This window comes from Kordiimonas sp. SCSIO 12610, assembly GCF_024398015.1.
Lineage (GTDB): Bacteria > Pseudomonadota > Alphaproteobacteria > Sphingomonadales > Kordiimonadaceae > CANLMI01.
The window spans coordinates 382,501-407,933 of the sequence record NZ_CP073747.1 but is presented as its reverse complement, the minus strand read 5'-3'; the positions used below and the strand labels follow the sequence as shown (position 1 = coordinate 407,933).

18 protein-coding genes, 1 tRNA gene and 2 rRNA genes (1 of these 21 running past the window's edge) are annotated in these 25,433 nt (G+C 46.5%); 9 read left to right on the top strand and 12 right to left on the bottom strand.

What is annotated here, in order from left to right; genetic code table 11:
- Positions 1 to 64 precede the first annotated feature (64 nt).
- The gene (locus tag KFF44_RS01930) at positions 65 to 1,051 is read right to left on the bottom strand and encodes an alpha/beta hydrolase (protein ID WP_255936620.1); all 987 of its coding nucleotides are present in this window, start codon (positions 1,049 to 1,051) and stop codon (positions 65 to 67) included.
- A gap of 575 nt (positions 1,052 to 1,626) precedes the next feature.
- On the opposite strand from KFF44_RS01930, the gene KFF44_RS01925 reads away from it, so the two are divergent.
- The 6 genes from KFF44_RS01925 (at position 1,627) to KFF44_RS01900 (ending at position 7,915) form a co-directional block, all read left to right on the top strand.
- Positions 1,627 to 3,699 carry a TonB-dependent hemoglobin/transferrin/lactoferrin family receptor gene (locus KFF44_RS01925; RefSeq protein ID WP_255936618.1) on the top strand — a complete coding sequence of 691 codons (2,073 nt, stop codon included), beginning with the start codon at positions 1,627 to 1,629 and terminating at the stop codon, positions 3,697 to 3,699.
- 38 nt (positions 3,700 to 3,737) lie between these two features.
- The gene (hemP, locus tag KFF44_RS01920) at positions 3,738 to 3,914 is read left to right on the top strand and encodes a hemin uptake protein HemP (protein ID WP_255936616.1); all 177 of its coding nucleotides are present in this window, start codon (positions 3,738 to 3,740) and stop codon (positions 3,912 to 3,914) included.
- A 131-nt stretch (positions 3,915 to 4,045) separates the two neighbouring features.
- Positions 4,046 to 5,113, top strand: a complete 1,068-nt coding sequence (locus KFF44_RS01915; protein WP_255936614.1) for a hemin-degrading factor — start codon at positions 4,046 to 4,048, stop codon at positions 5,111 to 5,113.
- On the top strand, positions 5,110 to 5,979 hold the full coding sequence (locus KFF44_RS01910) for a hemin ABC transporter substrate-binding protein (RefSeq protein ID WP_255936613.1): 870 nt from the start codon (positions 5,110 to 5,112) through the stop codon (positions 5,977 to 5,979). The genes KFF44_RS01915 and KFF44_RS01910 overlap by 4 nt, the downstream gene beginning before the upstream one ends.
- Before the next feature lie 11 nt (positions 5,980 to 5,990).
- Positions 5,991 to 7,124 (top strand): iron ABC transporter permease, encoded by a 1,134-nt coding sequence (locus KFF44_RS01905; RefSeq protein WP_255936612.1) that lies wholly within the window; start codon positions 5,991 to 5,993, stop codon positions 7,122 to 7,124.
- The gene (locus KFF44_RS01900) at positions 7,091 to 7,915 is read left to right on the top strand and encodes a heme ABC transporter ATP-binding protein (RefSeq protein WP_255936610.1); all 825 of its coding nucleotides are present in this window, start codon (positions 7,091 to 7,093) and stop codon (positions 7,913 to 7,915) included. The genes KFF44_RS01905 and KFF44_RS01900 overlap by 34 nt, the downstream gene beginning before the upstream one ends.
- Positions 7,916 to 7,934: 19 nt before the next feature.
- Here the strand turns inward: KFF44_RS01900 and KFF44_RS01895 are convergent, their stop codons facing one another.
- The 8 genes from KFF44_RS01895 to KFF44_RS01860 form a co-directional block, all read right to left on the bottom strand.
- Entirely contained in the window at positions 7,935 to 8,897 is a 963-nt protein-coding gene (locus KFF44_RS01895; protein ID WP_255936608.1) for a vWA domain-containing protein, read from the bottom strand.
- On the bottom strand, positions 8,894 to 9,937 hold the full coding sequence (locus tag KFF44_RS01890) for a VWA domain-containing protein (RefSeq protein WP_255936606.1): 1,044 nt from the start codon (positions 9,935 to 9,937) through the stop codon (positions 8,894 to 8,896). The genes KFF44_RS01895 and KFF44_RS01890 overlap by 4 nt, the downstream gene beginning before the upstream one ends.
- A gap of 33 nt (positions 9,938 to 9,970) precedes the next feature.
- Positions 9,971 to 10,732: a MotA/TolQ/ExbB proton channel family protein gene (locus KFF44_RS01885; protein WP_255936604.1), complete on the bottom strand. Its 762-nt coding sequence runs from the start codon at positions 10,730 to 10,732 to the stop codon at positions 9,971 to 9,973.
- Positions 10,733 to 10,764: 32 nt separating this feature from the next.
- On the bottom strand, positions 10,765 to 11,010 hold the full coding sequence (locus tag KFF44_RS01880) for a hypothetical protein (RefSeq protein ID WP_255936601.1): 246 nt from the start codon (positions 11,008 to 11,010) through the stop codon (positions 10,765 to 10,767).
- Between the two features lie 11 nt (positions 11,011 to 11,021).
- Entirely contained in the window at positions 11,022 to 13,133 is a 2,112-nt protein-coding gene (locus KFF44_RS01875; protein ID WP_255936599.1) for an SUMF1/EgtB/PvdO family nonheme iron enzyme, read from the bottom strand.
- Between the two features lie 27 nt (positions 13,134 to 13,160).
- On the bottom strand, positions 13,161 to 14,732 hold the full coding sequence (locus KFF44_RS01870; RefSeq protein ID WP_255936593.1) for a hypothetical protein: 1,572 nt from the start codon (positions 14,730 to 14,732) through the stop codon (positions 13,161 to 13,163).
- Positions 14,733 to 14,760: 28 nt separating this feature from the next.
- Positions 14,761 to 15,978: a hypothetical protein gene (locus KFF44_RS01865; protein WP_255936591.1), complete on the bottom strand. Its 1,218-nt coding sequence runs from the start codon at positions 15,976 to 15,978 to the stop codon at positions 14,761 to 14,763.
- A 72-nt stretch (positions 15,979 to 16,050) separates the two neighbouring features.
- A complete protein-coding gene (locus tag KFF44_RS01860; protein WP_255936589.1) occupies positions 16,051 to 17,094 on the bottom strand; it encodes a hypothetical protein in 1,044 nt (347 codons plus the stop codon).
- A 424-nt stretch (positions 17,095 to 17,518) separates the two neighbouring features.
- On the opposite strand from KFF44_RS01860, the gene KFF44_RS01855 reads away from it, so the two are divergent.
- The 3 genes from KFF44_RS01855 (at position 17,519) to KFF44_RS01845 (ending at position 22,353) form a co-directional block, all read left to right on the top strand.
- Entirely contained in the window at positions 17,519 to 19,948 is a 2,430-nt protein-coding gene (locus tag KFF44_RS01855) for an FtsX-like permease family protein (RefSeq protein WP_255936588.1), read from the top strand.
- Between the two features lie 245 nt (positions 19,949 to 20,193).
- The gene (locus KFF44_RS01850; protein ID WP_255936587.1) at positions 20,194 to 21,408 is read left to right on the top strand and encodes a serine hydrolase; all 1,215 of its coding nucleotides are present in this window, start codon (positions 20,194 to 20,196) and stop codon (positions 21,406 to 21,408) included.
- Positions 21,409 to 21,417: 9 nt separating this feature from the next.
- Complete coding sequence (locus KFF44_RS01845; RefSeq protein WP_255936585.1) at positions 21,418 to 22,353, top strand: alpha/beta fold hydrolase; 936 nt, start codon at positions 21,418 to 21,420, stop codon at positions 22,351 to 22,353.
- Positions 22,354 to 22,636: 283 nt separating this feature from the next.
- Here the strand turns inward: KFF44_RS01845 and KFF44_RS01840 are convergent.
- The 3 genes from KFF44_RS01840 to KFF44_RS01830 all read right to left on the bottom strand — a co-directional run.
- Positions 22,637 to 22,713, bottom strand: a tRNA-Met gene (locus KFF44_RS01840).
- A 374-nt stretch (positions 22,714 to 23,087) separates the two neighbouring features.
- A 5S ribosomal RNA gene (gene rrf / locus KFF44_RS01835) occupies positions 23,088 to 23,202 on the bottom strand.
- A 162-nt stretch (positions 23,203 to 23,364) separates the two neighbouring features.
- Positions 23,365 to 25,433, bottom strand: a 23S ribosomal RNA gene (locus tag KFF44_RS01830); it runs 676 nt beyond the window's last position.

Here is a 25,433-nt window from a genome sequence, read left to right as displayed (position 1 = left end):
AGTTAAACAGAGCAACATTGCGTGCACGTAGGTTAGGTTGCGGTAGTATCTTTAAGTCAAGCGGTTAGTTCTTCATACCTGTTACATCCAGAATACGTGACAGTGTTACTAAAACTGCCTGGCTTGGTCGAGATAATGTACGTGAAACTCCGTTTGATCGGTTCTCGGAGCGCAAGCTGGATGCCACAAAGTCTAAAGATTCCTTGTTTTCAGCATATTTAGAATGATGGTGTGTACCACCGCGTTCCAGCTCTGAGAGGTCTACTACAGTAACATTTGTGTGGCCTTTCAACCAAGTCTGCACTTCCGAAGACCTTGGATTTAACCGACCTACTCGGGTTATTCCCCCGGACAATATTGCAGAAATCCGGAGCGCATTATCATCTTCTGTAGTTAAAAAAGTAAAATGTGGTTTCTCCGTTCCTAACGCATTAAATTGCTGAACGAAAACATCTTGGTCAATATCAGGAGACGCGAGGATTACGTCTATAAACTTGGATGATATGCCTTTGTTTCTTATGGCAGATTGTCGTAGTGCTTCCATTGTCAACCACGCCCCCATCGAATGCCCTAAAACAACGATTTCCTTTACTTCAGGTGTGTTTGTTAGCCTTGCAAACAGCCTCTCAAGAGAGTCTCGGGAAAACGTAGCGCTTTCTTTATCATAAAGATAGGATAGCACCGTCCCCCGAGATGGCCATGTGAATAATATAGGGAATGCATGAATATTGAGGTCTTTCGAAATCTGCGCCAGTCTGTATACCGCTTCTGAATATTTTACGTTATATCCATGTACAAATACCAAAACACGCCCTTCCGGTACTGTACGGGTTAACAGTTCAAATGAAGCTTCTTCATCAATGGTGGACAGTTTAGAGACAACAAAAGATTTTTCTGCATTTGGCGTTTTTCCAGGGAGCTCTAGGTGACCTCGTTGATGCGATGGCGGCACTAAAACATCGACACGGTTCAATTGATACTCCTTCCCTCGCTCTCCTGAATAGACGACCGCTTCGTCATCGACGGGTTGACGAGTTGAAACCGTGATCATTGAAATATGCTCACTTGATGGCCCTGAAGAAGCTACAGGCTTAAGACTGGGAGGAATGCTGGCGCAAGCAGTCAAAGAAGCGAAAATGACAATTAATAATATGTTCGATATGCTTTTTTGCACTTTTTTATTCATCACTTTTAAACACTGTCGATACAGACATTCTGATTTTGTGAAGCCCATTAGGTTTACATTCATACGATCCAATGAATGGATGTTTTCAGTTTAATGCTAACCAGCCTCAAACTACACCATAAATGATGAATTATACAGAGTGCTTTCTTTAAGTCGATGTCATCCCGTAAGCACCTTGGTAGATAAATCCTGTATATGTGATGTCTATCATATATGATTTTTTTAATTCGCTATGCGGGACATAAAGATGCACTGAACTTTCGTATCTTGTATCTAATAATTTTTATTTTAATATTGATAATCATTATTAATTGCATTATAAAATCACCGAATCATAATTGATCTAGTAATAATTAAACCGAGCCAGCGGGATATCAATCAATTCGCCAGCCAGGTCCATAATGCTGTCAGCAAATGACGGCTAAGATTTGGTGAAATTAATGCGTAAAAAAACAACAATATCCTTGTCACTGCTCACAGGTACAATCCTGTCATCTTCCCTCTATGCTCAGGATGTCGGCGTTGATTTTGATGCCGCAGAGGTTGAAGAAATAACCATCACAGCAACACGGGTGGAACGTCCTGTCTTTTCGACCCCTACTGCTGTCAGCGTCGTTGACCGTAATAATATTCAATTATATCAACCCCTGTCCTATGCGGATGTTCTGGAAGGTGTTCCGGGTGTTGCCATACAGGGCGGCAGTCGCCGCATTTCAGAGGAACCAAACGTTCGCGGTTTCCTTGATAATCAGGTGGTGATCCGGCTTGATGGATCACGACAAAATTTCGACCTGGCACACCGGGGGCGCTTCTTCGTCGACCCTGATCTTGTTAGCAGGATTGAGGTCGTGCGAGGAAGCGCAAGTGCGCTCTATGGAAGCGGCGCGCTTGGCGGTGTTATCTCTGTTGAAACCATTGGCGCAAATGATTTGCTGCAAGACGGTGAAACCTTTGGTGCGCGTGCAAAAATCGGATACCAGTCAAACGGTGATGAGCTTCTGACATCCTTTGGGGTGTACGGCAAATCTGGACCGATCGATATTTTGGGTAATTTTGTCTACCGTCAGGTCTTTAACGACCTGGAAGGGGGTAGCGGTAACCCTATTGTCGATACGGAAGACAGGTTATTGAATGGGCTTGTGAATTTTGGCCTCAATATCGGGGAAAATTCGCGCCTTGAAATCATTGCAGATCAATATGACAATGAAGGCGAAAATCCAACAGCAGCAGATAGTGTATCGTCCCCCAACACAGTGGTTGACCGCGATACTCGTGAACGCAATCTGCGTTTAAATTATACCTATAATGACCCTGACAATCAGTTCATCGATTTCAGAGTAAACGCTTATTACAGCGATATTGACGTCACCGAAGCCCGTTTTGTTGATGACCGTCTGGATATCTCTGATTTCTCAAGTCGCGGTATTGATATCAATAATACATCCAGATTTGGCTCTGATGGCCTTTCTGTCGCTTTAACCTATGGCTTTGAATGGTTTGAGGATGACCAGTCAGGCACGCGTGATGGTGTCGACCGGCTTCAATTCCCTGATGCCGAACGTAGTTTTACAGCAGTGTACGCACAGGCTGAGATCGAAATTTTGGAAACACTCTCCATTATTCCCGGCATTCGTTATGATGATTTTGCCCAAGACTCTGACCTTGGTGGTGAAAGGGATAACGATGCGTTCACGCCGCGTGTGGCGATCGGCTTTTCACCAACAGACTGGTTTTACCTCTGGGGAAGTTGGGCAGAAGCATTCCGGGCTCCAAGCTTAACAGAGCTATTTAATGATGGTACTCACTTTGCCATTCCAAACGGCCTTGGGCCAAACACGCTGGTACTTAATCAGTTTGTTCCAACACCTGATTTACTGCCAGAGGAAGCGGAAACCTTGGAGCTCGGCGCAAGGGTGCGTTTTGAAAACGAAACTGATGATATTCGGCTCCAAGCATCTGCAACCTATTTCTCAAGTGATATTGATAACTTTGTTAATCAGGTCGTGACCTTCCTGGACCCAACCCGTCCACCGCAGTTCGTACCGCCATTTGGCCCGACAACCTTTTTTGGCACAACACAAAGTACGAACGTTGACGCCAACATCTCAGGTTTTGAAGCCGAAGCAAAATTTGACAGCACTTATTTCTCTGTTTCCGTTAGTGGCTTTACTCTGGACGGCGATGACCGCACCAATAACACAGGGTTAGGTTCAATTCCGCAGGATAGCATCACTTTCACGCTAAACGGCAATATACCTAACTGGGGTGTCCGCTTAGGTGGCCGCGCAACGATCGCGTCAGCGCAGCGCGACGTACCAGATGGAAGCGTGGAAACCGACGGATACGAAACTATTGACCTTTTTGTTTCATGGGTACCGAAAAACCTTGAAGGCTTCTCAATTACGGCCGGTATCGACAATCTGTTTGATGAAGAGTTTTCTGTTCATCCGACAGTGATCGAACAGCCCGGGCGCAGTTTTAGGATTACACTGTCACACCGGTTTGGTGGTTAGTAAATTTAATTTAAATGACAAATGATGAGGGACATAAAATGCAAGCGAGACCTACACTGAGTGTGAAACCATCTGCAAAAGCATACGTACCACACAAGCCAATTGTATCTAGTGATACAATCCTACAAGGACAGACTGAGGTTATAATTATGCATGAAGATGTTGAGTACCGCCTGCGCCGTACCAGTCAAAATAAACTCATCTTGACCAAATAGACCATTTCCAGCCAGCCAGCGGTTTCTTCCTTCGATAGAAGTTTTCTTTCCTTCCCGCCGCCAGCCAGCCTTCTCAACGAATACTCAGCGAGTTGTGAAACATTCGCACAAGCTAGGCTTTGGAGGAAAAAATGAACGAACAAATAGACATGAATGCTGCAAAATCTTTGGCAGAAACATGGCATACATACAAACATGAAAACCCAAACGTACGGATCAGAAACGCGGCCAAGGAATTAGGGGTTAGCGAAGGCGAACTGGTCGCGACATCAGTTGGTGACACTGTTATACGCATAGAAGGCGATTGGGGAAAGCTACTAAAGAAATTACCAAAACTGGGTGAAGTTCTAGTGATTACGCGCAACGATAATGCCGTGCATGAAAAGGTTGGAAAGTTTGCAAAAGTATCCGTTCAACCGAGCCATGGCCTCGTAGTGAATAGAGAGATTGACCTTAGAATTTTCTTTGGTAACTGGCATCATGGTTTTGCTGTTGTTGAAGAAACTAAAAATGGACCTCGCCGTAGTTTACAATTTTTCGACCTTACGGGCACATCTGTTCACAAAGTATATTTAACAGAAAATAGCGATAAGGATGCCTTCGACAACCTAGTCGAACAGTTTAAATCCGATAATCAACACCCTTTCATCACGCCTTCCAAGGCACCTGCACCAAAGGCCGAACGACCAGACGCAGAAATTGATACGGACGCTTTTCGTGCGCACTGGAATGCAATGCAAGACACGCATGACTTTATGGGATTGTTGCGCGAATTTGACGTTACAAGAACGCAGGCTCTTCGGGTCGCAGGGGATGCGCTGGCCGTCCAAGTACCCGTTTCAGGTTTTGAAACAGCGCTGTATTCAGCCGCTGAAACAGGCCTGTCAATCATGGTATTTGTTGGCAACCGCGGATGTATCCAAATTCATACTGGCGCTATCAAACGTGTCGTCAGAGCACAGGGGTGGTTAAATATTCTGGACCCCGGGTTTGACCTTCACGTCAAAGACGAAGAAATTGCTGAAGCATGGATTGTCCGCAAACCAACACGCGACGGCATCGTAACTTCCCTCGAATTATTTGACAAAGACGGTCAGGAAATTTTGTTGATGTTTGGGGAGAGAAAACCCGGTGTTAAAGAATTACCCGAATGGAGCAACCTGGCAGAAAGTCTGGTAAAGACAGAGGCCGTGGCATGAGAAACGCCTTAGCCTTTTTCATAGTTGCATTAACTGCCGCACAATCGGTATCTGCCGAGCAGTGTCAAACAGACGCCAAGCGGGTTATCACGCTTGGCGGTGCGATAACAGAAATCGTATACGCCCTTGGTGAAGAGGGTCGACTGGTCGGCGTTGACACAACATCATCTTATCCTGCGGCCACGGCAAAACTACCGAAGCTTGGTTATTATAGAGCAGTTGCGGCCGAAGGGCTTCTTTCACTAGCACCGGACTTAATCATTGCAGATGCAGATGCTGGCCCTGACAAAATATTAGACCAAGTTGAAGCCGCAGGTGTTTGCCTTGTACGCACATCCGACGGAGGCACGATCGATTCTATCCTGGCGCGCGTGAAAGAGGTATCTTCAGCACTCGGTGTCTCTGGCCACCAACTGGAAGCCTCTATCAAAACTAAATTCACATCCGTGAGTGAAAAAGTAGAGATGTTTGAGAGCAAACCAAGGGTCTTGTTTATTCTAAGCGCGACCAACGGAACACCCGTTGTCGCTGGGTCAGGCACAGAGGCGGATGCGATCATAACCCTGGCGGGAGGCGTGAACGCGGGCTCAGCTATTGATCGCTATAAACCCCTAACCCCGGAAGCGGCGATTGCGGCAAAACCAGACTATATTTTGATGATGGATCATGTTGTCAGGCAAAGTGGTGGTCCGGATAAAATTCTATCCATTCCGCAAATTGCTATGACACCCGCGGGCAAGCATAAAAACTTGATTGCCATGGACGGCCTTCTTTTGCTTGGCTTTGGCCCCAGAACGTCTGAAGCGATAATGGCTCTTGCACAAAAAATTCACCCTGAATTTAAGCGAGATATAGCCACTAACTAGTAGGGTCATTTATGTCAAACGAAGCGGCTACATACAAAGACTGCAACCTTCAGATCGGGGAGAGGGGGCGATTACAGCTCAGGTCAATGACTATGGCTGACCTTAGAAAACATCGCCCCCTTATTTTCATCCTCGCTGCGGTTTTAATCATGGTTGCCTTTTCCAGTATGTTGTTAGGCGCCTTTCATATCCCGGCATCGTCGGTGATCGCGATCCTCGTAGATACAGTTTTACCCGGCAATATCCTTGCGGACTTTTATGCAGACCATGAGCGCAGCATACTCGTCTCCATTCGGTTACCGCGTATCTTTGCTGCAATCTTTGTCGGGGGTGCACTCGGAATAAGTGGTGCTACCCTACAATCACTATTTAGAAATCCACTCGCTGAACCTGGCTTGATCGGGGTTTCATCGGGTGCAGCCCTTGCCGCTATATCCGTCATCGTATTGTTTTCAGGCCAGCTTCTAGTGTTCGGGGAGAATAAAACCGCTTATCTTCTACCTGTTGCCGCCTTTATCGGCGGTCTTGTGGCAACCATCATTGTATATTTAATCAGCGGGCGCATCAGAGGTGATAAAGCAGCCACTATGCTCCTAATAGGCGTTGCCTTAAATGCAATAGCAGTCGCAGGCATAGGCGTACTTCAGTTTCTAAGTGATGATACCCAGCTCAGGCTTTTGACCTTCTGGATGATGGGTGGTTTAGGCAGCATCGGATGGGAAAGCCTACTACCCGTAGGATTGCTTGTTGGGTTAGGTGCGATTGGGCTTGTTGCCCTCGCCGTTCCTCTTAATGCTTACCTGCTTGGCGCAAATGAAGCACGGCATCTGGGTATCAACGTCGAGTTGATGACTAGAAAAGCCGTTTTACTGTCCGCTCTCATTGTTGGAGCCGCTGTATCAATTGCAGGAATTATTAGTTTTATTGGGTTGATCGTCCCACATCTTGTGCGCCAAATCTCGGGGCCCGACAACCGAACTGTCATTACGGGGTCCGCTCTGATGGGCGCAATAGTATTGCTTCTCGCTGACCTGATCGCCAGAAACATCATAGCCCCTAGCGAACTTCCTGTAGGTCTTGTTACCAGCGCGGTCGGAGGCCCATTTTTTCTATGGCAACTGATCAAAAAGAAATCACAGGCTTAACTATGACTATGCGACTGGAAAATGTTGATTTCACCGTTAATAGCCAACAATTGGTGAAAAACCTGTGCCTATCGGTTCAGCCGGGTGAGCTTTCGGTAATTATTGGTCCTAACGGCGCAGGTAAATCGACGGCACTGGCATTATTAGCAGGTGACTTACCCCCCACCGCGGGCAAGGTTTATTTTGATCAAACACAGTTAAAAGATACCAACCCATTACGCTTGGCAAGAAAACGCGCGGTGCTTCCACAGCTTAGTCATTCCAACTTTGCGTTTACAGCGCTCGATATTGTTTTGATGGGCCGTATTCCGCACGAAGAAGCCCCAGAAAACAAAACCGCACTTCGCATCGCTCAATCCGTTATGGGGGAAACGGATACACGAAGGTTAGCCAATCAGGATATTTCGACCTTATCAGGTGGGGAGCGACAACGCGTTAACCTGGCACGGGTTCTTGCGCAGGTATGGAGCGATGATCATTGCCTTTCGAGCCCGAAATTTCTTTTACTCGATGAGCCGATCAGTGCGCTTGATCCCAAGCATCAAGTTAACATCCTGACTTTACTTCGATCATATGCTGATCGTGGCTATGGGGTTATGTGTGTTTTGCATGATATGGCTATGGCAGCAATGTTTGCAGATAAAATTCACATTATGAATGCTGGTGAATGCGTCCAAGCAGGATCGCCTGAGACGGTTATGACCGCGGATATTTTAAGCAATGTATGGCAAGTTCCATTCGCCATCCAGAAAATTGGAAACAAAACCCAACCCGTGATGGTCATACATTGACTAATGCATTTACCGCCTCTTAGCGGGAAAGACTAAGGTATGCACCATTGTTTTCGCGGGCAACCGCACTCATAAGAACAGAGAATGTGTAGGCGCCGCTATCCAGTCCTCGATAGTTTCGGGAATTACCTGCAAAACCAATGCCGTGAATACGGGCCTTTTTTTGACCTGACCCTGAACTGTTTAACTGTGCGATAGCAGCGACCGTATTGTCATAACGCCGACTGGAAAAGTCATCGCCAAATACGTAAATCGCCAGCTTACCAGACCGGTTACCATAGGCGTTTAACGCCTCAGCAATTCCTTGGTAAGGATTACTATTGGAATTTGGGGACCACCGATTGGTCTGCCTTAGGGCCAGTTGCCGCTGGCTCGGCGTATCCGGTATCCATTTGCCGCGATCTTTCAGATAAAATCCATTATCATTGATGATTTGAAACCCTTTCACTTTAGGATGCATCGTCAGAACGCGGTCTATCACGCTTTTCACAAATTGCCATTTGTCACGCATACTACCAGATGTATCAATCACAAAGATCACATAGTCACTGTCAACTGGTATACCGCCAACCTCTTCCGTTGGCTCCGGGTCCGGTGTTGTTTCCTGCACCTGCGCGAGTTTTTCTAGTTCTGTTTTTCTTGCCTCAATAGCAGCACGGCTTTTGGCGAGTTCAGCAGACCTGAATTCTTCCGTTCTGGTCAGGTCCTTAACATCTTCCAATTGATCCGCGAGCGCGCGGTTTCTATTCTTAAGACCTTCCAGATTTAATTTCTCCTGCTCACTTAAATCGGCAAGCGCCGCGTTTTCAGCTTCTGAGCGGAAAAGCTCACGGAGTAAGTCCTTACTTTCGCTCGCCGCACCCTCTGGTGCCATTTCTGGCCTCGAAATAATCAACAAAAGTACAACTGCACCAAACGCACAGGAAACAATATCCAGAAAAGACAGGCTAAAAATATCTGTTTCTCGGTCTCTACGTCTCATGGCCATGCCTTTGAAGGTGACAGGACTATGCCCTTTGAAGAGTTGGCCCATGCCCAAAACAATGAAGGCGCATCAGGGTCACCTGTCATGGGTAGCAGGATTGTATTAATAGGTACGTTCCCGCGGGGAAAACTGCTCGCTAATAACTTGCTGGCAGCGCCCATTAGTGAACGCCTGCATGCAGGTGTAACCGATGCCTTCTTCGCACAGGAAACGCTTCCATTCGTTGGTAAGCCATCGGTTACAATATAGATGCTAGTGGGCGCTGGCGACATATTCAACGCCGCCTTTATCCCTTCTTCCAGGTTTGTCCCACCAGACGGTGAAAGGGCTGCAATGTTGCGAATTGTTACGGCAAGGTCCGCGGTATTCGACGCGGGAAGCCATGTTTTTTGAGGAGACAACAAGCCCGCAGAATTATTGAAACCAATCACAGCATATTGTGACTGCACGGGCACACGCGCCAAAAGCCATTTTGCAACACGTACAGTGCGTTGCCATTTGGGCGCACGTTGCCGCTGAGTTGGGCTATCAAACTTTGCAAGCACCGCCCGCTCAAGCGTTGGATGGGTCATCGATGTGCTATGGTCAAGAATGATGGCAATTCGTTCACCCTCTACCTTCATTCCAACGATATAGTTTGCCTGCCCCGCGCCCTTTAGTTCCACCTGATCAACCGGTGCTTCAACCTCAATCTTTTCCAGCTCACCTTCAGTTAGCTTATTCTGTTTTTCCTGTGATGTGTTTTGCTGTCTGAGGGCAGCAAGCTTGCCATCAGATTCGACCAACTGATCTTCTAATGACTTGCCTGCCTGTTCTGTATCTGCATTTTGTCGTCGCAGTTTTTCAGTTTCATCCGAGAGTTTCTGTGCTTCTTCCTCTAAAGCTGCCAACTGTGACTTAAGATCGTCCGTTTGCTCAGACCCAATATCAACATTATGTTTAATGATGAGAAAAATCAGAATAACGGCCCCAAGCCCACAGGAGATAATATCCAGAAAGGCAAGGGTTGAGCTTTCAGTTTTTCGTTTGGCTGCCACGCGTTAATGCTCCGAAGAAAGGCCTGTCGTTATCTACGAGGTTTTACTAATCCGCTCTAATAATGTTTTTTCGCAGTAAGTTTGGGTTTTCACCAATAACTCATCCTGCATTTTCTGAAGCGCATGCAACAAGAACATCAGGATAATACTGATAAAGAGCGCTACCAACGTAGAATTGAACGCGACGCCTAACGCACCAGTCATACCAACGATGTCACCCGCCAAGGCCTCGTCAGCTTTCGCTAGTGCGACACCAATACCGCGAACAGTCCCAATGAAGCCAATGGAAGGAATAGCCCAAATCAAATACCTGATCATGGAATTACCAGCCTCAATACGAACCGCGAGTGCATCTACACTTGTGGTCACCGCATCGGATGCGTTCTGCACATTGTTTGTGATCAGATAACGCCGAAGACTAGCGGATAAGGTTTGCACGAGCGGTGTTGATTTGATTTTTTCATCAAGGTCACTAAGGTCTTTGAGGATTTCACTAAGACTGTGGTTTTCTGCATCAGCCTCTTCCAAAAGATCAACATCAAAGAGGTAATTATCTGACCAGAGGCGAAACATACCAAGACCGAGCAAATACATGCCGTAGAACATCAAGATGAAACAAACTTCCTGTTCTCCGTCCTGCAAAATCACCCATAAACTTCTGGAAACTGACTGACCGCTTTGAATGGCAGCCACCGTTGCCTGCTCAGCTTGCGGGATAATGACACCAATATAAATCAGGTGCACAACAACGGCGATCCCAAAAAAGACAGCGAAGGATATAAGGGAATTTTTCATAATTCTGTTCCTGTTTTAGCACCGATCATTGATCAAATATCGTTAGGAAAATTAACAGCCTGGCTTACCGAAATCCGTTGTTGTGAAGCTTGCTGCGCAAGAAGGCTGCTGGAATATACATATGCCAAAATCATAACACCAAACCCGATCAAGACTTTACGCAGCCATCGTTCCTTTGCGGGTTGGTCCTCTAGCGCCAAAGCCTCAATATCCGGCACAATATCCAGTCCAGATTGGCCGGGTTGCATAACTTGATCTTTATGGTGATTTGCCTTCATAATTTGTACCTTCACTTGTCTTCGGCGCCGTAAACGTATCTGACCACCCGAAAACCAATATCATCCGCGCTCACGCCCTCCTTCTGGCGGCTGGCTGCACGTAAATTCGTTAGGTTCGCGCTTTTGTAGCTAGACCCCTTCACCACATGCCCGTCACCAGCCGGTGGACCAAAATGGTTAACCGCAACACTCCCTTTCGGAGGAACGTTTAGCGCATATCGATCATTAACCCACTCCCGAACGTTACCAGACATATCATGAAGACCAGACGCCTCCGCAGGAAAACTTCCTACGGGCGCCAACGCCGCATATCCATCGGTATAATTGGGGATGTATTTAGGGGCAGAGCCCTTTGCGGATTCGTCAGCAAGATTACCTGAGGCTTTTGTTATTGTTGTTCTAGTTCCCCATGTGAAGCTGGTTTTTTGCTGCCTGCGCGCTTTCCGTGCCAACCATTCCCATTCGGTTTCGGTCGGTAAACGATATCCATCCGCATATGGATCATAGCCAACAACCTGCCCCGACCGGATCGTATAAAATGGTGTCAAACGCTCTTGCTCGCTTAACCAATTGCAAAACTGAGCGGCTTCAATCCATGACACATTCGTCGCCGGCATATTATTCGATCCCGCGCCACTATAGGATGGGGAAAATTTCTTAAATTGGCCAACAGTCACTTCGTATTTACCTGCATAAAAATGCTTGGTCAGTTGCATTTGACGGTAAATTTCATTTGCCAGTTGTCCAGGGTCGCCGCGCTGAGCGCCGATGAAAAATGCCTGTTGATCCGGGGTAAATCTAACGAGTTCAATACCCGTGCTATCTGTCATAACACGGGGTAATTCACGAAGCCGAGCATCTAATTCTGTTCGCAAACGCACGTTAACATCGATTGGTTTATTTAATACAGGGGTGATGTTTTCTGTAATGCTACGGTATCCAGTGCGCTTGAATTCAACCTTTGTCGGGAGCACTTGAAGATCAAGTGTTAATGGGCTTTGCCCCTTGTTTTGGCCATTGATATAAACATCCGTGCCTCGCGGTTCTGCATTGAAAGTCACAGCCCCAAAAGCAGGCCTTAGCGAAATAGCTACCTCCTCAGTGGCGCCTGGGGACACCCTGACGGATCGTTGTTCAGAAACATACCCACTGCGGGACACTTCAATACGGTAGTTTTGATTGGCATTGACGGTTGTAACCGCGGCGTTGTTCACAGACCGACCATCCAGCGTAATGCGAGCAGACTGGGGTTGAACCGTTACCCGAATACCCGACTGCAAGGGTTGCAAACGATAGTTTCGCTCAACACGCCTTTGGGTATTTATAATTTCGATCTGATCAGTGATGGGCACATATCCAGCCGCTGTCACTTGAATGGTGTGCTGACCGCCCTCCAATAATCCTGCATAAGGTAAAACAACGGGCGTCACACCATCAAGAATAGCAGCCGCTCCCGAAGGTGAGGCCTGAATTGAGACCTGCCCCTGCACTTTGCTAAGTGGGATAACACGTTCAAAATTTTCAGCGCGTTTTAAACTAAGGGCCTGCGTGGTTGGTTCAAAATAAGGGTGATCGACAAGAAGTTGATAGTTACCAGGTGCCAATTCAGTCGATAACATTGATAGCGTTGAGACCTGCTTTCCATCAATAGCCCATTTGGTACCATCCTGTGCTGGTTCCGTTGTTAACTCAATAATAGCAGGCTTTGGCTCAAGGGTGACTTCGATAAAGCTTGAACTCTGTTCAGAGGAAATATCGATTGTTTGACTAATAAAATCATCTGCATGAACGCCAATCTGGTAGTTTGACCCAAAAGCAAACACTTCACCGTCATCAGAAACCCATCCCAAACCGGACTCAAGCGTCACATAACCACTGGGCACCGCGTCATCAGGTTTAATTTGAACAGCCAGCCCTTTAGAGAAAACATAGAAAACTGCCAAAATCGAAAGCAGCATAACAACTGCAATACCACCGATAGCCAAGGCCTTAACTTGATTACCTTTGGCGTCACCAATAGCTGCATGTATATTTTGCTTAGCTCGCTTGTCGCCCTGAGCGGGTTCTTGCGGCTGCTGATTTGATTTTTTCAAATCTTTTAAAGATTTTGGCTTTTTTGACATACGTATTTTCGTTTTTTATCTGCAAATTTAGATCGGCACATCGCACACAACGGTAACCGATTTTACTTCCCCTGTTGGCGGAATGAAGTGCTTAACAATATTGGAACGGTATCCCTTACGCGTACATTCAAACTCATAGTTTCCGGGTTTTAACTGTATTTCCCTTGTTTTATGTGCGCCAACATTTCCAACCCTGCGCACCTTGACGATCGATTTGCCGTCAGAAAAAACCTTTATGGTGCGGTTTTGGCGCCATAAAGCCAACGTTTCTTCAAGTGTCCTGATCGTATCGGACAAAATACGGCTCTCGCTTGTTAGGGGTTTGACCTGTTCCGCGAACTCGATAATTCTTTGATGAATGCGTTCATCCTGCATGCGATTTTGCTGGTTCAAAAGGTCGACAGCCCGGTTATTGGCATTGATAATCAGGTTAGCCTTCTCAAGGCCATTTTCAGCTTGCTGATTGGCCGCCTCTTCGCCTAACACCCGTTGATATTTTTCGAGTGCAGCCGGCCAGTTATCATTATTTTCGGCTACCTTTGCCTCAGTTAGCAAGGTCGCTATTCGGCGTTTTTTCTCAATTTCATTGATTTGACGCGACAGGGCGACAGTATCCTGCCTGCCCGCAAATATGCGATTAGCCTGACTGACAACATCCTTCGCCTGCGCAAGCATATCACTATCAATCAACTCACCTGCTTGCTTAAGAAGATCACTATATCGGATTTCCTTTATTCGCTCACCGAGCTCGGTAATTTGAGCTGCTATATCCTGCCATTCCGGATCCAGCGATAAGATTTGCTCCATATAGTTATATTGGTCTAGAAGCTGGTTTTGAACTTCTGCTTCAGAAACCTTACGGTATAATGCAAGAACCTGCGGCAATACTGTAATTCGGCGTTTTAGCAACGCTGCCTCAGTATCCTGTGGTCTTAATCTAACCGCGCGCTCGATTGCACCGTTTGCTGTCTCAAAATTATTATTTTTAAAAGCGGCGAAGGCTTCTTGAAAAGACGATCGAAAGTTTTCCGCAATATCATTCTTTAATTGCTCACCTGCCTTGATTGCCGCATCAATCGACGTGACAGCGATTTTAAAATTCGATCTATCAAAGGCCTGAATAGCGTTTGTTTCCAGCTGTTGAATATCGGCAAGCGCCACTTTGACAAAGTCTGCGGCCCCAGCGCCTTCCAACTCCGGTAATAGCTCAGTTGAAAATGTTCGATATTTTTCCTGAAACTCATCCTTATACAAGCAGGGGTGATCACTACTTCCTGCTGGAATTTGGGCCGTTTCACAATTTATTTCCGGCACCTCTGCTGGTGGCGCCGTAACGCTATCGACCTGATCACTGTTTGTTTGAGATGATGAATTTAAAGTTGTAAACAAAACAAAGGCTGCGCCCCCCAACACCACAAGTATAGAAATGGCAATCAGGCCCTTTTTCCCCTGGCTAACCATCATATCCCTGCGTGCACGTGCGGAATTTAAATCGCTGAATTTAGAAGCTTTGCTTTGATCCGCTGACGAGTTGCCCTGTGAAGAGGTTTTCATACCCTCCTCACCTTCAGACAGGTCATTCTCTTTGTCATGAGCCATATTCAAACTCTATCCAGTAAACCAGAAATTAAAGCTGAACGTCAGGCGTATATTCACTTTCGTATATTTTTAAAAGGTGGCCCCGGTATCCAACAAACTGATCGATGGCATCACCTTCTAGCTTCGTTTGAATACCTTCAAACTCAACAACTTGAACCCCCATATCAAGATTAAGGGTGCTTCCCATTTCGTCCAATACACTGGCGCTTGCTTTGGCGTCTCCAAACTTTTTGAACGCCACCAGCCCGCCACCAACAGCGGCGGCAACACCAACCGTCTGGACCGTTCGGTTATCGCTTGTGGCTGCCACAACAGTCCCTCCAATCGCTGCAATCGTACCTAAAATTGCGGCCCGCTTTTGCTTACGCCTTTCCTTGGCGATAGGGAGTGCATGTTTTTGCCAAGCAAAATAATGTGGGTTCATCCGCGCACTAAAATCCTCATAATGAGGTTGAAGCTGATCAACAAACAACTGCTCCTGAATACGCATAGAGCGTATTTTGGCGTAAACCTGATCGCTTTCATCAGGAAGCCCTACCAGCTTATATGATCCTCTTTTTTCTTTAATATATTTCCCGAAATATTCAGACCCAAACATGTTGGCAAAACGCATTTCGGTAATTGCGGGCAATTTATTCAAGTCTTTTGCTTTTTTCTTGGCGAGTTTTTTGACAATTTCCTGGGCAATCATATCAAAAATAGGGGCATAAGAATCCGTACCCTGAGTTCTCGGGCTTTTGTGGAAGCTCTCTTGAACGCGGTATTTAAACTTTTTATTCTTAATCCAGGTTTTCTTTTTCCCCCTGATATCATTCACTGTAATCTCAAGGCGAATATCTTCGCCGTTTGCTCTAAGAATTTTACCATGCACATATATTTCACCAAAACCGGAATCGTTTGGGGTAACACGTACTGCGCCGAAAGCCTGTGATTTTTCAAGCGCTTGTTTCATCATCCAGGCAAAACGATTAGCCTCTGCCCTGCGCACTTCAGGCCAAACATTATCTTTGTCCTTTTTGGGTATATTGGGATCAAAAACCGGTACGATCACATCAAGCTTGGGCAAATGGTCAGTATTCGCGTAATTGAGCCTTGTATTTGTAACCGTTGGCGTAGCATTTTGTTTCTTCACACGTTTATCGAGGTCAAAATCCTGCGCAGCCGCGATGCCCCCAAAGAAAATCAACAATGAAACAGAAATGACCTTTATAATATACTGATTTAAATGACTTAATAATTGCAACATGGTGCCCCCTCGGCGTTAATTATTTCGACCAATAGACGTTAATACGCATCGTCTATTGGTTTTCACCCTATATCATTTACTTTTTTTGTATTTATCAATCTCGGCCTGAATTTCTTTTCTCTTTTCAGGATCTTTTTCTGCTTCCAGGCGTTTCTCAAGCGCTATAACCACGGCTGAATCTGCCCCTACCGTTGTGGCTTGTGAAGGATTTTTCCCCGGATCGGAATAATTTGGTCGTTGCTGATTAGGTCCGGTATTACCGGGGGTGCCATACCCTGGCTGACCTTGTGACTTGTGCCTGGTCGCAATATCTTCGATTGTCTCAGGCTCAGTCGCCCCCGCAGAGCCATAAGCCTGCAAAAACTTTGATTGAAATTTACTGTCACCGGCAGCGCTTGCTTTCTTGCTGTCTTCCAGCTTTTCCTCGGCACCAGAAACACCGGAAGCAGGCAAAGATTGTGGTGCATTACCCGACCCTGGGGAAGCAACAGCTTCTGCCGATGATTGGCTTTGAGTACTAGTCGCAGGGTTACCTGCAACTGACGTTTCCAGACTTTCAGTGCTCTCCGCCATTGGTTCCAAATCCACCGTTCCAGAGCTTCCCGCCGCGGAAGGTTTTTGTGCCCAAGGTGATGAATATTGCTGACCGGTTTGCTGGGTAGCCGCGCTTTGGGTATCCGTACTAGCTGTCGCACTACTGGTAGCCGAATTACTAGTGGCTGAGTTACTGGTTGCCGAATTCTGAGATGCTGCTTGATTTTGCTGGTTTGTATTTACCGCCTGCTGAGCATTGGATGACTGCTGCGTAGAATTGGCAGAATTTTGGTTCGTCTGAGCAGATGCTTGTTGTTGCTGCGAACTACTATTTGGGCCTTGTTGCCCTTGCGCAGTTGGCTTCGTAGCCTCAGATTGAGCAGACTTTTTGTTATTTTTCTTCTTTGGATCACACGGTGCCTTATGCCGCGCCAACTCACGCTCCAGGTCTTCATGCAAGGCTTCTCGTTTCTCATCTGCTGTCAGCAGGTCGTCAAGGTCTGCAAATGGATCATCTTTGAGGGCAGGCTTGGGGCAATCGATAGTAGTATCAATGTTCAATGAATAGGCGGTAGTAGACATAAAGAAAGCTTGAAAACAACAAGCGGCAGTGAAGCAAAAAATGTACTTTTTGCTGTGAATAAAAAAATTACTACTCCACATAATATTTTGTGTCTTCATAATGCACCTATAGCATTATTTTTCGCCAAATTTTAAACTTTAAGCTAGTATGCAGCTAAAATATTGTCAATAGAATGGCCGGGTACAACAATTTCGAAAATACATATTGATGCCATTCACGATGTACACAGTTCTACCTGCAAACTCAGAAAAGTTATGTTTTGTTTTGATGCTGACGCTGCTCGTTCAAAAAGCGAACGATTATACCTGCATTAATCCAGAATTTGGGAAAAACTGCTATTATAGATAACTAAAAAGCTAGTAATGATTGATTATACTCAGTTCCTTTTATAAAATAAGAGTTGGGATAATTGGGGAACCATTAGTGGCAACATTAATAAGCTATTTTCGCGCATCCTTCGCACTATGGCGCAATCAATGGGTCGGTGTTGTGATCGCCCTGATGGGTCTGACTATCGCCTCCGCCATATCGATAATTGCGGTCCTCTATGTGCTTGACGGGTTCACATCTGATATTTGGCTCAAAAACTCCGACAGGCTATATAGGATTGAGTCTCAAGTTTTCTCAAACGGTAATCAAAACGGTTTTACGCGCAATGCCCGTGCCAAAGAGCAACATGCAGCCTTTGTTCGCGAAAACTTCAACGAAATCGAAGCTGTAACCCGCTTACAACAATATCAGTTTCTTCATGAAATAAACGGCAGGGAGGAATATGTATTTGTATATCTGGCGGATGCGAATTTAGCGGAGGTTTTAGACTTTCCAGTCATCGTGGGAGATATTAGCACGGCACTTTCCAAGCCAAATGGCGTCATTCTAAGCCGCAGCAAGGCAAAAGCAATGTTCGGCCGCGCTGATTATAGCATACTAGGAAAATCTATTGCCTATGGCCGCGAAAGTTATAATGAAAATCAAAAGCTCGTTAAAACTTTCCGCAATTACACAATTCATGCGGTGATTGACGATATTCCCGCCAACAGTTCATTTGACTTAGATATCATCCTCCCACGACCAGACGATATCCGTCTTTTTAACTTCCCGGTTTCTTCAACACTTCTGAAGCTCAAATCAGATATAGATTACCCTGCGTTCAAAGCCCAATTGGAAAAACAGTTAACCGACAATACTCCGCCCTTTCGATCCTACAGTTTCGAGTTTTATGTGGAACCACTCGTTGGTGCTGCGATTCGACTGAATGTTATCTCTGGAACAGGGTCCAGGCTTACGACACCTCGCACCCTATGGACCATTGTCACAATTGCATTCATACTCCTGTTCGCAGCCGGGTTTAATTATGTGAGCATCTTTACCGCCATTAATAGTCTTAGAGGCCGAGAAATAGCGGTGCGGCGCATCTCCGGTGCGGGATACCAACATATCGCTTTTACCTGCTTGCTAGAGGGCGCAATACTCGCGAGCATTACCTTTGGTGTAGCGGTTTTGATCGCGGATGATCTGACCAATATTTTCACTGACCTTTCAAATGTCGATGTTCCAATCCTTGTGCCTTATAGAGCATATTTCCTGTTCCAAGGCCTAAGTATTGCAATAACACTTGGCATAGTGGGTGCGATCTATCCTGCACTCTTAATGCACCGAGTACGCCCAGAAACACTGCTGCGCAACAATATAAACAAGGTCACAGGTGGACGTGGTCGTATACGACAGACCTTTGTCGCAATTCAGGCCTTTATATGTGTCGGTGTTTTCATTGCTTCCCTACAGGTTGCTTGGCAAATGAACCATATTCTGACAGTTGAAAGAGGCTTTACGACAGAGGGTGTATTTTTTCTTTCAGCACCAAACCAGCAGGATAATGAGCGCTTTCAAACAGGTTTCATTGATGAGGTTAGAAAACTGCCAGGCGTCGAGAATGCCGACACAGCAACTAATATACTCTTCAACGGCACCAGATTTAGTTCCCATTATCGGGGGCCAAATGACGTAAATCCAGTCAGGGTCCGGCTGCACTATGCGGGCCCTAGCTTTTTTAATCTTCTCAAGACTGCACCGCTGGCGCGTCTGAATATCAATATTTCCAAAAATCAGATTGCACTACCATTATCGTCGCTTCCGTTCTTTGGCTTTCGAAATCCGGAGGATGCATTGGGTAAGACGTTTCTCGACACAGATAGCATAAGCAATACCAATGAAGGGCATAGGTATACGGTCGTCGCTGTTATTGAAGACCTAAAGGATGAACTATCAATCGAAGACAATTCCCCAAAAGTTTATCAAGTTGGTTCGCCTGACCAAATTAACTATATCGTTGGCCAAGTCAGTAACCTTTCGTCCGAAGAGTTAAACAACAGCCTTAAAGCAAAATGGGCAGAGTTTTTCCCAGGCCAACCCTATCGGGTTGAGTGGCTCGTCGATCGTCTGAGGGCGCGTTACCAAACCATTCAAGATACTGGCTTTCTCTTCAATTTTATCAGTACAATTACGCTAATCCTGTCTATAGCGGGTGTATATGGCATGGCACAGCATTGGTTTATCACCCATAGGCGTGAACTCGCACTTCGGAGAATTATGGGCGCTGATCAGAAGCAAATTATCAGCCTCGCGGTGCGACGCATGCTTATGCCAACCATCATCGGCGGCGTACTTGCATTCACACCAGTCTGGTATCTTATGCAAAAATGGCTGACGAGCTTTATCGAAAACGATGCGTTACCGTTCATCGTATATGGCTTAGTACTCCTAGTCATTTCTACACTTTCGGGCCTCAGTCTCTGGGGTCATATTACCCGTGCACTCCGGGAACACCCTGCAACCGTCCTCAATTACGAATAGCTGATAGGAACTCATCCAAGAAGTAGTCTTGAGACACTGATTTCTCGACCTATACAAACATTCGCCTATCAATATAGTTTCACAAGTTCGAAACGTACGCCTCACATGACGGCGGCTTTCAAGAAAACTCACATATGTGTGAGGTCTCTTTACATATATCAATTTGATATATACAGCGGAAAGTGCTTGAAATTCAGGCGCTTATAAAAACTAAAACATAACAACGACAGTAAAGAGGAAATATAATGGCTAATCTAAAAGCCGCTATTCAACGAATAGCGACAGCAGGGCTTATCTTAAGTTCTGTACCCGTTTATGCACTTTCATCTGGCAATGAAAACCAAGTATATGAAGTGCCTATAGAAAAATTAGAACGTTTTTTGAAGGATAATATTACCACCGACTTTTCGGGTTCTATTTTGATTGCCCAAAACGGCAGAGTGATCCATGCAAAAGGATATGGGCTCGCCAATAAGGAAGATAATATTCCTAACAAACTTGATACCGTATTCGCAACTGGTGGGCTTACACATTATTTTACCGCTACAGCCGTGCTCAAATTAGTAGAGCAAAATAAGCTTTCATTGGATGATCGTCTTTCCGAATTCTTCGATAATGTACCCGATAATAGACAAGATATCACTATCCACCATCTACTGACCCACACTTCTGGTTTGATTCGTGAAGAAGACTTGGATGCCTATGAACAAATTGATGAAGATGCTTTTCTGAAGGATGTATTTTCGAGAGAAAACAGCGTTGATCCGGCCATTTATTTGCCAACTTTTACTTTCAAACCGGGTGACCGTGTGATCCGCTTCAGCGAGGGTTACAACCTGCTGGCGCTCATCGTTGAAAAGCGAGCTGGACAGCCCTTTGAAACTTTCCTTAATGATCATCTCTTCAAGCCTGCAGGTATCAAAAACACCGGCTATCAAATGCCTGATTGGAAACCAGAACAAATTGCTAACGGCTACCAGACAGAAGACGACAAAAACTGGGGCAATCTAGCTGACCGGTTGGCCAATAAGGATAAACTACCGCTTTACTTACAAGGCAGTATTGGGATCATGTCGACAGTTGAAGATATTTATGCATGGCATCAGGCGCTTCATGCCGGAAAAATCCTACGCAAGGATTTGTTACAACTTCTTAACATGCATCACATCGCTGTAGCCACTAGCGGCGAAGCTGATATTGATTATGGCTATGGTATTTCTCTCACAGAAACCTGGGCTGGTACGCCGTGGCTTTCCAATCTGGTTTCTTCAATCGCAAAACGCAACCTTCCCGGCTTCGCCGCTAGGTATCACTATTTGTCTGACGAGGATATTGTAGTGATTTATGGGAGTAATCGAGAGGTTAAGCGCGAGTTTTCTGACACGATCAACAAGCTTGTTCGGATCCTTTCAGAGCCCAATTATGATCCAAACCCCAACAAATCACCTAACACGCAATAAGGAAGCAAGATGATGAAATATATATCCAAAACCTTTACCTTCATCCTTGTTGCCACTGTTCTCACAGCCTGCTCATCGGGCACTGAAACCTATTTTACAGGTAATGATTATGTTAAGCGTAACGAAGTAGTTGCTGAGACAAGCGAAGGCACATTCAATATATCCTATCTAACATCTGGTAGCGCTGGTCGCCGCGTCATTTTTGTGCACGGCACACCCGGGGCAGCTCAGGACTATTACCGCTTAATTCGCAATGCACCCGCCGATATCGAATATCTGGTTATTGATCGCCCCGGCTACGGCGAGACAAAGCCCAATAAACTGGTTGCTTCCTTGGAAACACAGGCAGATGTTCTGGCACCTCTGCTCATCGAGAAAAATGGTCAAAAACCAATTCTAGTCGGTCATTCATCTGGTGGACCAATTGCAGCAATGGCAGCGATGCGTCACAGCGATAAGATTGGCGGATTACTTCTGGCGTCGTCCTCTCTAGACCCAGAACTCGAGCCGGACCCATTGTTCGTGCAAAAATTAGGAAATGCACCGGTTATTTCATGGTTCGTGCCCAAAGAACTTAAAATCATTAATAAGGAATTGCTCGCATTGCCTAAACAGTTGGAAACCATGGGGCCTCAGCTAGGCACTATCACAGCACCAACAATTATTATGCATGGTACAGCTGACCTGTTGGTCCCTTATGGAAATGTGGCGTATTTGGAAAAGCATCTAACGGGCACGTCCTACCGTGAAACAATTGCTGTTAAAGGTTTAGGACACGAAGTTCCTTGGCAACGCGAAGTCATGTTCAGCAAAGCTATACGAAAATTAGTGGATGAAAGTTACGATATAGCAACATCCAACATTAAAGTTGATCGTAGACATTGGTTACTCCAGTCTCAGAGTCGAGAAGAATTGAGAGACCCGCAAAATAGGGCAGAGAAGTAGCTACGCTCAGATAACAGCTAAATGCCTGAACATACGTCGGTACGGTCCCTAAAGGTTTCAAGTTCTACTTAGGCAGGCCATATAAGTAAAAAGCGCCCGATAAGGGACGCTTTTTATCTTATTGGTTGCGGGAGTAGGATTTACCGTCAGTCGCTACGCTTTGTGACGTTGTCTCCATGCCTCGCTGTCGCGAGGCTTTCCGTCCGAACCGGTAGACTAAAACACGCTACCCCACCTACAATTAAAAGAGCCCCGGGACCCTATGGGTTCCGAGGCTTTTTAATGGTTGCGGGAGTAGGATTTGAACCTACGACCTTCAGGTTATGAGCCTGACGAGCTACCGGGCTGCTCCATCCCGCGTCATATATATTTTAGGGCACTTGGCCCGGTAGCAGTTTTCCGGCGCCTATGGGCGATGCGGTTGATCTCCACTAGCGTTTCGATCAGGCGGGCTGCTCCATCCCGCGTCAATTGTAGTTTGCTTCCAGTTCGCGACCTATCTTCGATAAGCTCCGATCCCTTGAAGCACGCTCAAGGCTGTATCCATACATACATTCTTGAACATCTGCCAAAGTTTCAGTTAAGAACTGAGGCTAATCATAAAGACTAAAAAACCGCCTGTTAGGCGGTTTATTTGATCTTTGAGATTGTGAAGATGTTAATTTTTGTCTTACTTCCGGTATTGCTTACGCAATCCCATGAAGTGTGTTCAAGACTGATTTACTCTTTTGTAGATCTGGCGACGACCTACTCTTCCGCGGCTTAAGCCGAAGTACCATCGGCGCAAAGACCTTTCACTTCCGGGTTCGAGATGGGACCGGGTGGGGCGATCTCGCTATAACCACCAGATCAACAAAAGAGTAAATTGCGAGTAACAGGATATTACCTGCTTAATAAGGTTTCTTTATCACCCAAGTCTGAACATTAGTTTCAGCCTTGGGCGCACTTCATGGGATTGCGTAAGCAATACCGGAAGTCATCATAAAGTTTTTATCGTTGGCTATGAAGAAGCTCTTCAAGCCGATCGAGCAATTAGTATCAGTTAGCTTCACACATTACTGCGCTTCCACACCTGACCTATCAACGTGGTGGTCTTCCACGGCTCTCAGAGAGACCTTATCTTGAGGGGGGCTTCCCGCTTAGATGCTTTCAGCGGTTATCCCTTCCGGACATAGCTACCCTGCAATGCTGCTGGCGCAACAACAGGTCCACCAGAGGTCCGTCCACCCCGGTCCTCTCGTACTAGGGGCAGCTCCTCTCAAGTCTCTTGCGCCCACGGCAGATAGGGACCGAACTGTCTCACGACGTTCTAAACCCAGCTCACGTACCTCTTTAATTGGCGAACAGCCAAACCCTTGGGACCTGCTCCAGCCCCAGGATGAGATGAGCCGACATCGAGGTGCCAAACACTGCCGTCGATATGAGCTCTTGGGCAGTATCAGCCTGTTATCCCCGGCGTACCTTTTATTCGTTGAGCGATGGCCCTTCCACACAGAACCACCGGATCACTATGACCGACTTTCGTCTCTGCTCGACCTGTCAGTCTCGCAGTCAGGCAGGCTTATGCCATTGCACTCGACGAACGATTTCCAACCGTTCTGAGCCTACCTTCGCGCGCCTCCGTTACCATTTGGGAGGCGACCGCCCCAGTCAAACTACCCACCACAGAGGGTCCCAGATCCGGCTTCACGGATCGTGGTTAGATATCAGAGACAACAAGGGTGGTATTTCAAGGGTGGCTCCACAAGAACTGGCGTCCCTGCTTCAAAGCCTCCCACCTATGCTACACATGTTATCCCTAATACCACTCTGAAGCTGTAGTAAAGGTGCACGGGGTCTTTCCGTCTAACCGCGGGTACTCCGCATCTTCACGGAGAATTCAATTTCGCTGAGTCTATGCTGGAGACAGTGGGGAAGTCGTTACGCCATTCGTGCAGGTCGGAACTTACCCGACAAGGAATTTCGCTACCTTAGGACCGTTATAGTTACGGCCGCCGTTTACTGGGGCTTCAGTTCGCAGCTCTCACCGCTCTCCTTAACCTTCCAGCACCGGGCAGGCGTCAGACCCTATACGTCGTCTTGCGACTTCGCAGAGCCCTGTGTTTTTAGTAAACAGTCGCCACCCCCTCTTCTGTGCCCCCCCATTAAAGTTGCCTTCAATGAGGGCCTCCTTCTCCCGAAGTTACGGAGGCAATTTGCCGAGTTCCTTCAGCATAGTTCTCTCAAGCGCCTTGGTATACTCTACCTGTTCACCTGTGTCGGTTTGGGGTACGGTCTATATGATAGGGCTATTTCCTGGAACACCTTCGCAGCTCCCCCAATCCAATAAGGGGAAACTACTGCCAGTATTCGTCACATCCTATCAGGCCCAGGAATATTAACCTGGTTCCCATCGACTACGCATTTCTGCCTCGTCTTAGGGGCCGGCTTACCCTGCGCGGATTAGCCTTGCGCAGGAACCCTTGAACTTTCGGCGAGAGTGTCTCTCACACTCTTTATCGCTACTCATGTCAGCATTCTCACTTCTGATATCTCCAGCATGGCTCACGCCACACCTTCGCAGACTTACAGAACGCTCCGCTACCACTTGCACTAATGTGCAAATCCACAGCTTCGGTACTTGTCTTTAGCCCCGGTACATCTTCGCCGCAAGACAGCTTAATTAGACCAGTGAGCTGTTACGCTTTCTTTAAATGATGGCTGCTTCTAAGCCAACATCCTGGTTGTTATGGCCGTCTCACATGCTTTCCCACTTAGACAAGATTTAGGGACCTTAGCTGGTGGTCAGGGCTGTTTCCCTCTCGACTATGGACCTTAGCACCCATAGTCTGTCTCCCGGATAGTACTCAACGGTATTCGGAGTTTGGTTAGAATTGGTAAGGCTCGCGCCCCCCGCATCCATCCAGTGCTCTACCCCCGTCGGTATTCATCCGAGGCACTACCTAAATAGTTTTCGCGGAGAACCAGCTATCTCCCGGCTTGATTGGCCTTTCACCCCTAGTCACAGGTCATCCCCGTCTTTTTCAACAGACGTGGGTTCGGTCCTCCAGTGCGTGTTACCGCACCTTCAACCTGCCCAT